Source organism: Nocardia farcinica (genome assembly GCF_001182745.1).
Classification (GTDB): Bacteria; Actinomycetota; Actinomycetes; order Mycobacteriales; family Mycobacteriaceae; genus Nocardia; species Nocardia farcinica.
This window is the reverse complement of record NZ_LN868939.1, coordinates 1595560-1607992: the sequence shown is the minus strand read 5'-3', so window position 1 is coordinate 1607992 and position 12433 is coordinate 1595560. Positions and strand designations below refer to the sequence as shown.

Annotated in this window: 9 protein-coding genes and 1 pseudogene; 3 read left to right on the top strand and 7 right to left on the bottom strand. The window is 65.4% G+C overall.

Annotated features, from left to right (window positions below):
• From AMO33_RS24180 to AMO33_RS24160, 5 genes are all read right to left on the bottom strand, one after another.
• A complete protein-coding gene (locus AMO33_RS24180; RefSeq protein ID WP_060594391.1) occupies window positions 1-1812 on the bottom strand; it encodes an ATP-binding cassette domain-containing protein in 1812 nt (603 codons plus the stop codon).
• 7 nt (window positions 1813-1819) lie between these two features.
• A complete protein-coding gene (locus AMO33_RS24175) occupies window positions 1820-2932 on the bottom strand; it encodes a type III polyketide synthase (RefSeq protein WP_167547554.1) in 1113 nt (370 codons plus the stop codon).
• Window positions 2933-3102: 170 nt separating this feature from the next.
• Window positions 3103-4572 (bottom strand): fatty acid desaturase, encoded by a 1470-nt coding sequence (locus tag AMO33_RS24170; protein WP_060594389.1) that lies wholly within the window; start codon window positions 4570-4572, stop codon window positions 3103-3105.
• Window positions 4573-4906: 334 nt separating this feature from the next.
• On the bottom strand, window positions 4907-5743 hold the full coding sequence (locus AMO33_RS24165) for an LppX_LprAFG lipoprotein (RefSeq protein ID WP_280195684.1): 837 nt from the start codon (window positions 5741-5743) through the stop codon (window positions 4907-4909).
• A 172-nt stretch (window positions 5744-5915) separates the two neighbouring features.
• The gene (locus AMO33_RS24160; protein ID WP_076573895.1) at window positions 5916-6482 is read right to left on the bottom strand and encodes a hypothetical protein; all 567 of its coding nucleotides are present in this window, start codon (window positions 6480-6482) and stop codon (window positions 5916-5918) included.
• 235 nt (window positions 6483-6717) lie between these two features.
• Here AMO33_RS24160 and AMO33_RS24150 point away from each other — a divergent pair.
• Window positions 6718-7880, top strand: a protein-coding gene (locus AMO33_RS24150; RefSeq protein WP_098087181.1) for an IS3 family transposase whose coding sequence is annotated in 2 segments (ribosomal slippage) — window positions 6718-7002 and window positions 7005-7880 — 1161 coding nt in all. Because the reading frame shifts where the segments join, the coding sequence is not laid out codon by codon here.
• On the opposite strand, the pseudogene AMO33_RS30650 reads toward AMO33_RS24150, so the two are convergent.
• Window positions 7868-9613, bottom strand: a pseudogene (locus AMO33_RS30650) (S8 family peptidase). The gene AMO33_RS24150 and the pseudogene AMO33_RS30650 sit on opposite strands and share 13 nt — an antisense overlap.
• Before the next feature lie 541 nt (window positions 9614-10154).
• Window positions 10155-11123, bottom strand: a complete 969-nt coding sequence (locus AMO33_RS24135; protein ID WP_060595127.1) for an AAA family ATPase — start codon at window positions 11121-11123, stop codon at window positions 10155-10157.
• A gap of 1005 nt (window positions 11124-12128) precedes the next feature.
• Here AMO33_RS24135 and AMO33_RS33040 point away from each other — a divergent pair.
• Together AMO33_RS33040 and AMO33_RS32010 are read left to right on the top strand one after the other, a co-directional pair.
• Window positions 12129-12341 carry a transposase gene (locus AMO33_RS33040; protein WP_076574272.1) on the top strand — a complete coding sequence of 71 codons (213 nt, stop codon included), beginning with the start codon at window positions 12129-12131 and terminating at the stop codon, window positions 12339-12341.
• Entirely contained in the window at window positions 12260-12433 is a 174-nt protein-coding gene (locus tag AMO33_RS32010) for a hypothetical protein (protein ID WP_162492697.1), read from the top strand. Before AMO33_RS33040 ends, AMO33_RS32010 begins: the two co-directional genes overlap by 82 nt.

The following is a 12433-nucleotide window of genomic DNA, read 5'->3' as shown; positions in this document are numbered from 1 at the left end:
TCAGCCGGGCACGGTGACCGGATCCACCACCCGGCCGAAATCCAGCTTCACCAGCCGGTCGGCGCGATCGAAGTACCGGTCGTCGTGGGTGATGACGATGACCGTCTTCCCGCGCCGCTTGAGCCCGTCAAGGATCTCCCGGTAGAACACCTCGCGGAACTTCGGTTCCTGATCGGCCGCCCACTCGTCGAACACGTAGATCGGCCGGTCCTCCAGCAGTGCCGTCAGCAGCGCGAGCCGCTTGCGCTGACCCTGCGACAGCGCCACGGTCGAGAGCCTCCCGTCCCGCACCGTCACCTTGTCGTCGAGCCGCAACTCGCGCAGGTACCGCCGCACCTCGTCGTCGACACCAGGGCCGTCGAACCCGAGGTACTCCTCGAAGAGGTGGAAGTCGGTGAACACCGCCGAGGTGTTCTGCCGGAACCACTCGATGTTCTGGTGGTCGATCGGTTCGCCGTTGAGCCGCACCGTGCCCGCGCGCGGCACATACAGTCCGGTGATCAGCTTGGCCAGCGTGGATTTGCCGCTGCCGTTGCCGCCGACCACGAAGGTGATCTGCCCCGGCTCGAACACCAGATCCACCGGGCCGAGCCGGAAGCCGGACTCGTCCTCGGCGCCGGGCGGCGGCGGTCCGAGCGGTACCGGTCTGCCGTCGGCGCCCGCGTGGCTGACCGTGCGATGACCGTTCACGTCGGGCGGACCCTGCGGCGGCAGCCCGCCGGCGCCGGGCGGCGGCAGCGGCGGCCTGCCGCCGGGATGCTGTCCGGGCGGGCCCGGCGGGAACTGCGGCGGCGCGTCCTGCCGGTAGCTGTACTCCACCCCGGCGAGCTCGAGCCGGGCCGACTCGACGGCGGGACGCTGCGCGTAGGGCAGCTGCTCCTCGTCGTGCATGGTCTCCAGCGACAGGTTCATCGCGCGGATCTTGGCCAGCGCCACGTCGCCGCGCAGCAGGTCCGGGATGCGGTGCATGAAGTTCTGCATCGGCATCGCCAGGAACGTGGTCACCAGGACGTAGCCGATCATCACCTCGCGCGGCAGGTCCATCGCGGCGGCCACCGCGAACAGGATCAGCGCCATCGTCGCCAGTTGCAGCAGCTGGCCGAGCCCCTGGGCCACCGAGAACTTCGAGCCGGCGTCGACGTTCTGCGTGCGCAGGTCGCGGGCGGCGCCGAGCAGATGCCGGTCCATGAAGTCGCGGCGCCTGCCGCGGTGCAGCTTGAGTTCCTTGATCCCCAGGGTGACCGACTGGAACGAACGCAGCAGCGCGTCCTCGTTCTCCCTGGCGTCACGGTAGATGCGCCGCACCCGGCCGAGGAACAGCTCGACGCAGGCGACCCCGAGCAGCGTGCCCGCGATGGTGATCGCGAAGATCGGTCCGGAGACCATCGCGAGGTAGACGAAGCAGCCGATGATGGTCGCCACGTCGATGCAGATCGCCGGAATCGCCGTCACCGCCTGGGAGAGCGCCCGCACGTCCTCGGTGAGGGTGGCCACCAGGCGGTGCGTGCCGAGCCGTTCCAGATGCTCGAGCGGCGCGGCCACCACGCTCGAACTCAGATCGGCCCGCAGCCGGTAGATGGCGTCCTGCGCCAACCGGATCAGCAGCACCTGCGACAGCAGGCCGCTGACCAGCACCACCAGCCCGGTGAGCGCGAACTGCGCCAGGGTGACCCGCGGATGCGGCGCGGGCGAGACCACCCCGTTGATCAGGGTGACCAGATAGGTGTTGGCCGCACCGCACACCAGGCCCGCGGCGACGACCGCGGCGATGCGCGCCCAGGAAATCGATACGAGAAATCGGAGGAGTTGCATGACGGCCTCAGCGACGGATGATGTCGAAGATCAGGCCCTCGAGCGTGACCCCGGGCGCGAAGGAGAACGCCACACCCGTCGAGATGGGTTCGGCGGTCGCGGACTGCGCGATCATCTGCTCCAACACGAAGATCAGCGAGACCGAGAGCATGTTGCCGTGCCGGGCCAGCACGTCCCAGCTCGGCGCCGCCTGCTCGGACGAAAGCCCCAGCGAGCGCACCGATTCCTCGATGATCTTCGGTCCGCCCGGGTGGATCGCCCACAGATCGATGTCGCTCTTGCGCAGACCGTTGCGCGCCAGCACTTCCCGCACCACCGGGTCGACCCCGCGGTAGATGTACCGCGGCAGGTTCTCCGACAACTCGCAGGTGATGCCGTTGTGGTTGACCCCGAGCACGATGCCGTCCTCGGCGGCGTCGAACAGGTGGCTGAAGCTGTCGCGCACCACGACCCGGCCCGGCGCCAGCGGCTGCCTGGCCTGGCTCGCGCCGAGCACCACCGCGCCGCATCCGTCGCCGAAGAGGCTGTGGATGATCACGTCGTTGACATCGTCGGCGAAGACGGCGTTCACCGAGCTCAACTCGAGGCACACGACCAGCGCCTTCTTGTCCGGATGTGCGCGCACGTAGTCGACGCCGGTGCGAATGCCGTTCAGGGCGGCCGCGCACCCCATGAAGTTCACGACCACCCGCCCCACGGTCGGCGCGAGTCCGAGCTCCCGCAGCACCGCGACATCCACGCCGGGAGCGATGAAACCGGTGCTGGTGACGAACACCAGCAGCCCGATGTCGGCGGCCGCCGCGCCGGAGTCGGCGAGCGCGCGGCCCGCGACGTCCACCGCCAGCGGTGCGGCGTGCCGGTAGAAGAGGTTCATCCGCTCCCGCAGCGTGCCGGGCTGTCTGCTGAAGGACCGGAATTCGGGCGCGGTCGGGTCGACCGCCATCCGCCGGGTCGTGATCCGGGTCTTCTCGTAGACCCGGGCGATGCGGGCGCGCTGGGCCGGATCCGTGAACAGGGCGGCGACCCGTTCGGCCGCCTCGGCCTGGTCCACGATCTGCGCGGGTGAGCCGGTCGCGATGCCCTCGACCACGCCGATGGTGACCGGCGGCGCCGGCGGCATCGGGGTGTGTGCGTGGCCGAGGTCGGGATGGATGCGCTGACGGGGCTCGGTGGCGGGACGGGCGCCGCCCTCGTCGACGGTGATGGACATGGTGGTTGTTTCCCTTCGAGGAATGGCGGTCGGCGGCGCTGCCTCCGGACGGTGCGTCGGTGAGCGGTGATGGAATCGGTTCAGACGGTGCCGATCCCGGTGAAGCCCTGGACGGTGTAGGTCGCGCAGGTCTTCAGCGCCGTCGGTGAGAAGTGCTCGCGTACGAAGCCCCAGTTCTTCTCCTCGGCCTCCCGGGAGGGAGCCAACAGGTAGGTGCTTATCTGCTTCGGGAAGCGATCGGTGAAAAAGCTCTTGGCGGGCAGCCATTCGACGCCGAACTTCGCCGCCTCCTCGCGGAGGATGTCCTCGGTGGCGATGTTGGCGAATCCGCTGCGCTGATACGGCAATACGTGATGCACCCGGTGCGAGCTCAGGCCCGCGGCCAGGAAGCAGTCGACGTAGCGGTTGCCGATCACGGTGAGGTCGTAGGCCTGCTCGATCTGGTTGATCGCCCAGTCCTCGGTGTCGGACTTCGGCAGCTCGTCGGTCTCCACCTCGAAGTCGTGGCTGGCCACCACCAGGAAGGTGCTGATCCACAGGGTGATCACGAATTGCAGTGCCCAGGCCCAGAAGTCGCCCGCGAGGGTGAACACGATCAGTTCGCCCAGCAGCAGCGCACGCATACCGAACGAGCCGATGAAGTGCGGCAGCGCGCCGCGCATGCTGCCGTACATCTCCTTCACCCCCACCTTGCGGGTGAGCCGGACGACGTCGAGCAGCCGGATGGTCATGCCGGTGACGGTGTGCCCGAACTTGTGCAGCGTGTGCACCGGGATCCGGTACAGCCGCGGCACCTGCATCATCATCGTGAAGACGTTCTTCTTGATGTCGACTTCACTCTGGGTGTGCGGGTGATGCAGCAGCGCGTGCCCGTCGGCGGTCACGAAAGCCAGTGCGACATAGTTGATGTCGAAGGCGTTCGTGTAGATCTTGTTCATGCCCTTCTGGGCGCGATGGATCGCGTAGTGCCCGAATCCGGCGAGCGAGCTGCGCAGCAGCACCATCGCCAGCACGAACACCGGCAGCGGCAGCCACGCCGGTTCGGCCAACCGCACGCCCTGCACCGCGAAGTAGGCGATCGCGAGCACCACGACCACGGCGTCGAAGATCCGGTCCATCCGCTTCATGCGGGCGGCCACCTCGGGATCCTTCAACCGTGCCTTGACCTTGTGCAGCAGGTCGTCCTTGTTGTCGAAGCGGTACTTCGGGGTGTCGCGCCAGCTGTCGAAACCCTCCTTGAACAGGAAGTCGGGCGCGTTGTTCTTGGGATGGATGTCCTCGGGCAGTGCCTCGCGGTTCAGCGAATACCGTTCGAGCATGCGCTCGATGCGCTCGGGATCCTTGTGGTAGGAGCCGATGATCGAGGTGATGTCACGATTCTTGGTGCGGCCGATGAAGAACTCGCCGCCGGGATGCTTGGCGATCCAGTCGCTCAGGTCGTAGGCTCTGCCGTTGTACACCCACACGTTCGAGACAGGCGGTCTGCCGGGAGGTCCAGGGGGCCGACGGAAGTCCCGCTCCTCGACCTCCGGGCGGTCACTTGTCGTCATCTCATTCCTCCGAGTCTGAACGGCGTCTGTCGAGTGCCGATCAGGGTTACCGGCGCTGTCGTCGAATCCGAATGGTTCCGGTGGCGCCTTGGACTTCACTGAACAATCTCTTAAGCGGCGGGCCGGGTCGGCCGTCCGCGGGTCCGCGGCGGGCAGGGGCCACCGGGCGCGGCCGGGACGGGCCGCGGCGGCGGGGCGCCGACGCACGCGAATTGCGTTGGGGTGATGTGTTCTCCGCGCGAAGATGCGCGTCAGACGACGCCGGTCCGGCAGCGCGAAGGGCGTGTCCCCCCTCGCGCTCCCGGACCGGTCGACGCGGTGCCTGCGGTCGCCGTCAGCCCTGCGGCTTGACGACGTTGACCGGCTCCGCCCACTTCGACAGGGTCACCTCGACGGTGCCCTGATCCTTGGTGACCAGTGCGCGCACCAGGTTCGGGCCGTCACCCGGCGAGGCCGCCTGCGACGGCAGCACCGAGGCCGAGGTCGACGGCGGCGGCACGTCGGCGATCCACAGCGTGATCGGCAGCGTGCCCGCGTTCTCCCCGACGCGCGGGACGATCGGGTCGATCACCGAGGCGTCGATGGTGCCGGTGACCTTGACGACGTTGGTGCCCTCGATGGTCTCCCGGCCTTCGGCCTTCGGGTTCTGCACCTGGGCGATCACGTTCGCCAGGCCCTTGTCCTTGTCCAGGATCACGCCCGGGTCGTAGACCTTCTCGGCCGGGCCGACCGGCGCGTAGTTGGTGCTGTTGACCGCGGTGTAGAGCGTCTTGTCGACCACGATGAACTTCGTGTCGACGAACGGCGCGTCCGGCGCGGTCCTGACCTTGGCCTCCCCCATGGCCTGGCCTGCACCCTGCGGCTGGTTGGTCACGTCCGCCGACACGGTCTCCACCGGCAGGTTCGGGATGTTGTTCACATCCAGATCCAGGTGGACCGACTGCAGCGTCTGCGTCGTGCGCGCGGATTCCTGCACGATCTGCGCGGCATCGGGCAGCGGCCCGGTGGCCGGCGCGGACGCGGTGTCGGCGCCGTCGTCCGAGGACGAGCACCCCGCCACCAGCGCGGTGATCAGGGTCGCCGCCAGCAGCGCCGGAGCAGCCCCGGCCAGCCGCGGACGGCGCGGTCGAATACGGTGCAAGGCACGGCCTTGCCTGGTCAGGTCGATCACGAGATGTACCCCCGGATTGTTTCCGTGGCGCCGGAGTACGACGCCGTTGTACAGGGCAGCGGCGCTGCCCCGCACAGAGTATGCAGCACACCCGGCCGATCGCGCGCGATCGGCGAGAACTCGGGCGCTCGGGGGGAGGTTAGGGGGAAGATCGGACCGGGCGGCAGCACGGTCATTCGGGTAGCGTCGACAGCTTCCGTGTCAGGTCGACAAGAAACTCCGCAATCTTGCGGGTGCGCTCGCCATCGAGGACCAAGATGCCGTCTGTGGTCCGCACCCCGGCCTGCGGAACCCTTACCTGGGCATTCCAATCCCCGACCCGCGTCGCGAAGCGCGCGGACATCACAGGGTCGTCCGGGTACCTCTGGATCCAGACCGAATGACCGAATTCGGTGGTCTCCACGAAACCCTCGGCACCTTCGGTTGGGTCCGGGTCGTTCGGCACCCTGCGTGCCTGCCAACCCGCAGTCTTGTCCTCGCCCAGCAGCACAACGCACACTCCCCCCGACGAGACGTCGGCCTCCGGCCCCCTCGACGAACTCCACGACACATCAACGACGCGCAATTCATCGCGAAAGAAGCTGACGAGAGTCTCGCAGAGTTGCACCTGTGTCATCGAAGGAGCACCCGCGGAAGTGGCGGTCACCCCGGGCGCCGAGGGTGTTGACTGGGTTACGGAGCAGCCCGTTCCGAAGACGAGCACGCCGGCCACACCGACCGTCAGGAACCACTTCCTCACTGCGCGACCACCACCGGCGCAGGCCCCAACTCCCAATCCGACTTGTCACCGTCGTGGCCAGTCGCATCGCCGATAGCGTTCTTGATCCCTTCGAGCCCTGGACCGTAGGAGCCCTTCACGCCAGCAGGCCACCTATTACCAGGAAGGCCACTTTGATAGCCCTCATTCGGGGCTGCTGCAGGGGTAGGTGACACCTGATGTGGCTTGCCTTCGGGTGGGCTGGAAGGATGTCGCTGTGCCCAAGCCTTATCCCCGCGAGTTCCGTGACGATGTCGTCCGGGTGGCTCGCAACCGTGATGACGGGGTGACGTTGGAGCAGGTCGCCGCGGATTTCGGGATCCACCCGATGACGCTGTCGAAATGGATGCGGCAAACCGATGTCGACGATGGTGTGAAACCGGGCATGACCTCAAGCGAGGCGGCGGAGCTTCGGGAAGCCAGGCGCCGGATTCGGCTGCTGGAGCAGGAGAACGAGGTTCTCAAACGAGCCGCCGCCTATTTTGCGCAGGCGAATCTGCCGGGAAAATGACCTACCCGCTCGTCCGTGAGCTGGCCGACGACGGGATTCCCGTCGCGGTGACGTGCCGGGTGTTGGGGCTGGCCCGCCAGCCCTACTACCGGTGGCTCGCCGAACCGGTTACGACTGCCGAACTCGACGAGGCGTATCGAGCGAACGCGCTGTTCGATGCTCACCGTGACGATCCGGAGTTCGGGTACCGGTTTCTCGCTGACGAGGCTCGGGCCGCGGGCGAGCCGATGGCCGATCGCACCGCGTGGCGGATCTGCTCGGCACGAGGTTGGTGGAGCGTGTTCGGCAAGAAGCGCGGCGGGAAGGGCAGACCGGGCCCGCCGGTGCACGAGGACCTGGTCCGCCGCAACTTCACCGCCGATGCCCCGAACCAGCTGTGGCTATCGGACATTTCCGAACATTGGACCGGTGAGGGCAAGCTCTACATCTGCGCAGTGAAGGACGTGTTCTCCAACCGGATCGTCGGGTATTCCATCGACTCCCGCATGAAGTCGGTGCTTGCGGTCCGGGCACTCAACAATGCTGTCGCCCGGCGCGGCGACGTTGCCGGATGTGTGCTTCACAGCGACCGCGGGTCGCAATTTCGAAGCCGGAAGTTCGTGCACGCCTTGACTCGTCACGGCATGACAGGGTCGATGGGCAGGGTAGGCGCGGCCGGTGACAACGCCGCGATGGAAAGCTTCTTCGCGCTCTTGCAGCGCAACGTCCTGGACCGCCGATCCTGGTCCACGCGTGAGGAGTTGCGCATCGCGATCGTCACCTGGATCGAACGCACCTACCACCGGCGGCGCCGGCAGACCGGCCTCGGGCGTTTGACGCCCGTCGAATACGAAGTAATCATGACCCCACCGGCCAGTCAGGCCGCGTGACCGAACCTGTCACCGAATCCTGCATCAGTCCCACCTGGGCGCGCCGTGCCTTCCTCGTCGCTTTGTGCCTCTCGGTTGACCCTGGAGACAAAAGCCTGCTGGGTTTCGAGCGGTCCTTGTAGATCGAATCTTAGGCCGTGCGATGCATAGAGGTACCGGTTCCGCCAGCCTCTCCGCGAAGCGGACGGCTCAATGAAGTAGGACAGCGTGATGCGCAGACGGACATCGGCGTCGCCGAGCTGCTCAAGAACGTCGGTAGGCCAGGGAAGGGTGTGGAGACGGAAACACCGCATGCGGTAATCGCCACCGGCAAATGGCCGAAACTGGTCCTGAGTAACGAGGGTGACGGCCTGCTGAGAGGAATTCAGGACGGCGCCTTCAGCCGGGACGCCCCACCCGTATCGACGCAGCAACTGAAGGCGGGCAGCCTTGGATGGATCTGCTTTCACCTCCGCATCCATCGCGGGGGTCCATTCCGCCGAGTGCGTCATGAGGCCCCGGATGGTCTCGGGCCAGTAGTCCGGGTATCGGTCCATTGCCAAGGCGGCCACCCTAGCCGCCTGAGCAGTTGCGGCGCTGGTGGCGTTGGCCGATGTCAGTGCAAGGTCGTTGCGGGTGCCAGTGGTGCGTAGCGAGACGACCGCGTGTTTTGTCTCGAAGCTCTGGACGCCGTCCGTGAGGACGTTGCCACCTTCGAAACAGATATCGGGCTAAATTGGCCACTTGCGTTGGTTAATCATGACCGAGGTGCGGCTATGCGGTGACAATTCACCCGCGCCAGCTAGCGGGGTCCACCCGTTGTACTGCGGGTCCTGAGGAGTTTCAACCATGTTGGTGTAGGCACCGACCGTCAGTGCGTTCCACGCCTGGGCCGGGTCTTCAATGGCGGAGGTGTCGGATTCCGTGCGGTAATCAGCGGTGTAGCGGTCCACGTTGCCTGCCGCGACGATTATGAGGCGACCAGAATCTGGGTCCGGCGCCGAAAGCAGCTGAAATTGATCGCCAGAGCGGATGGAATCGGTGCCAGCAGCGAGAGCGTCGACGGCAGCAGACCACAGGGTCGGCTCACCGGGGTTGTCCGGCGTCGCGCTCAGGGTCAGGCAGTAGACGCGACGCCGCGGATTGGTGATCTCCGGCAGGGTCACCGCCTCGACGGTGGCACTACCGTAATCAAGAGGATCGATGTCTGACTCGCCATATTCGGGGGTCATCCGGACTGATTCGAGGCGGTGCCTCAGCTCGACAAAGCCGTTGGTCACAAGGTGCGGATCCAGGTTGCCGAACAGCGCAAGTCCGGCCATTGAGGTGCCGTGGCCACTGGGGTGCACATCGTTGGCGTTGCTACCAATGATCGAGTGGTGGTCTTCAGGGGCAAGCGAATCACGCAGCAGCACGTGCTCGCGGAACACGCCGGTATCGAGGTGGCAGACCGCAGGCGCTTCCAGGCTCGCCGGCCGGAGGCGGCTGGCGAGGTCGGTAACGAATTCGTCCTGGCCATCGGCGGGCAGATCTTCGACGGTGTCGACGAATTCCGGCCGGCGGATCTCGGCCACAGGCACGTTGGTGAAGGGCAGGACCTCCAGCTGCTGCCAGGTTGTTTCGATCCAGAAAACGAGGCGATCACGTAGCCGGATCGAGCGACGCAAGGCTCGGATTTCGAAGGTGGTGAGGAACTGCCTCAAAGCGCCCTCGCCTTCGGTGGTGGCGTCCAACCAGATCTCCCACCAACACATTCCGCGCTGCGGGGGCTCACCTTCGGAAGTCCACAAGTCGGCGAGAACAGCGTGGCGAATTCGGGAAATATTGGCGACCAGCGCCTGGTTCTTGGGGTTACCACTCGCGGTTTCTTTGTCCAGATAGTCCTCGAAAAGCTTCAAAAATGCTGATCGGTAGGCATCGGAGACCCAAACGGTGGCGCGTTCAGGCTCGGTCTCGGTTGCGCCGCGTACAGACAGCAATAGCCATCGCGGTTTCCTCGGAGTTTTGGTGTGCTGGCTGAAGCTATTGAGGGAGTCGAGCCTAAGTGGACAAGTTGAGTCGGCTCCTTCGAGAACGATGATCGTGCCCAGCGCACGCAGCTCGTTGGCTCCTAGTTCGACAACCTCTCGCTTCCGGTCAAGTTCAGTGAAGGCATCATCGAGCTCGCCCCGAAGTGCGTGGCCATGGGTGCGCCGGTCCACCTGACGGATCTTGGCACCACCACCAGCAGAACGGTGAAAATCTTGGGTTGCAGCATGCTCGGGAACATAGAGGTGATCGAGCTGCCGCTGGCCTTCATCCAAGACTTGCCGTTCGACGAACGGCTAACGCCGTGACGACGTCTTGGCGATCGACTTTAGCCTCACCCCGCATGAGGGCTGCCTTAGCCGCCGCCTCCGCTGCTTTAACGAGGTCGGCGTGACTGAGCCCGTCGGTGAGTTCACCAAGTTTCGCCAAACTCGTCCCGGCGGCCAGCGAACCTAGCCGTGCACGGATCACGGTCTGGGCCTGTCTCGAATCGGGTAGGGAATACATGAGCACGGCATCGAAACGACGGAACAGCGCTTTGTCGAGGATCGTTCGGTGATTGGTCGCAGCGATCACTATCGATTCGGCGCTAGCTTCTTCCAGAAAGACGAGGAAGGAGTTGAGGATACGTCGTGCCTCACCGACGTCGTTGCCGGAGCGGTCGGCGCCAAGAGCATCGAACTCGTCGAAAAGATACACAGCCCGCCGCTGAGCGACGGCGTCGAACACCGTTCGAAGTTTGCTGGCAGTCTCGCCCATGAATTTACTCATCAGGCCATCAAGGCGGACTGTGAACATCGGCAGGGATAATTCGGTGGCCACTACAGACGCCGTCATCGTCTTTCCGGTCCCGGGTGGACCTTCCAGCAGCAGCCGGTGGGCGGGCGCAAAGCCATGAGCGAGCAGATTCTCGCGCTGGCGCTGCTCGGCAATCACTTGTTTAATCGCAGCGGCCAGTTCTGGTTGCACCACCAGTTCACGCAGCTCCACATGAGGATTTGATGCTTCAACCAGCCCGGCGAGGTCACCGCGAGGCTGGATTAGCTTCGTGACATTGCCCACAGGGCCATTGCCGCGAGAAGCATCAACGGCCTTCTTGATGTCGTCAGCAAGGACATGATGCCCCCGCCTAGCCTCCCGTGCGGCGATCTGCAGCGCAACCGAGTAGAACGAGGAGTCGTCTCCTGAGGCATGACTTCGAACCAGGGCGGTTATGTGCTCCCCCAACCCAGCCACACCCGCCTCCTTCACTCGTCGATCGCGCTGCCTCATGATTATCCACAGCCCCGGTCGCCTAGGATGCTGTTCTGCGTCGTTGCCTATCCTAACCTCCGCAGCTTCGTCGTATCCGCTGCTGGCCGCGGATCGGAGCGGACAGGTGGCGCAGCGCGGGCTAAGGTGGTGCCGTTACGTACGGCGAGATGAGTGCGCCCCAGTGGCCGCACCGGGCGGTGCCCCTAAGCCATCTGACCCACGCGCTGGGCGATACCGTGACGAGCCTGGCGGTGACGCTCGTCGTCGACGGTGATTGCACTGCCCGTTGTGCTGCGCAGACTAAGCCGAGCAGAGGTTTCGAGTTGGCGGCCCGTACCTGAGGTCCGTTGCGTCCGGCAGCGGCGCTGACAACAAGAACATCGGAGCTCTCATGGGATCGCCGCTCAATTCCGCTGCAGACTCGTCTCACTCCGCACCACCATGGCGCCAAACTGGATACACGTTGCAACACCGCATGCCTGTTCCAGGTCTCGTTGGCGCTACTGTGCTCGTAGTGGTACGGGACGCCATCATTGACTGCGACGTTGTCCCAGCCAGCGTCGAGGTGTACTTGGCGGATTGCTGCTGCATTGAGCATTCACGGCCTGCGCCGGTCCAGCAATCTGTAACATGTCCCACTTCTTGCGAAAACCGTACAAGGAGGGGTGCGGAGACAATGGTGAGTTTCTTTGTCAGAGAAGGTGATCAGATCGTCGCCGAGCGACTGGCGGTGAGTCCATGGGCACCGAATCGGTTGAGCGGAAAAGGCGTGTGTGGCTTGCTCGCTCGCGATCTGGAGCCACACTGCCCTGAGGGATTCGTCCCTGCTCGGCTGACTGTCGACCTGTACAGTCCGGTCGAGAACGCGGCATTCGACATTTGCAGCGCAATTGTCAACGCCTCCCTCTCGCAGAACGGCCAGGTGAGGTTCCCCCGTTTTCTCGGAGGGCTCTGACTGTGGTCCGATAGGGCCGGAAGGAGTCATTCGTGGCAGCACCGAAGAAGTACCCGGACGAGCTGAAGGCGCGGGCTGTGCGGCTGTATCGGGAGTCGGACCCGAAGCCGACGATCCGGAAGCTGGCCGCCCAGCTCGGGGTGCATCACGAGGCGTTGCGGCTGTGGACCGCCAGGCTGAGGCCGATGCCGGCGAACGCGACGATCGGCCGACGACCGACATGCTGGCTGAGAACCGGGCCCTGAAGAAGCGGGTCGCGGAGCTGCAGCGGGTGAACGCCGTATTGTGCGATGCGAGTGCGTATTTCGCCTCCGAGCTCGGCCAGACCCGGCGGTGA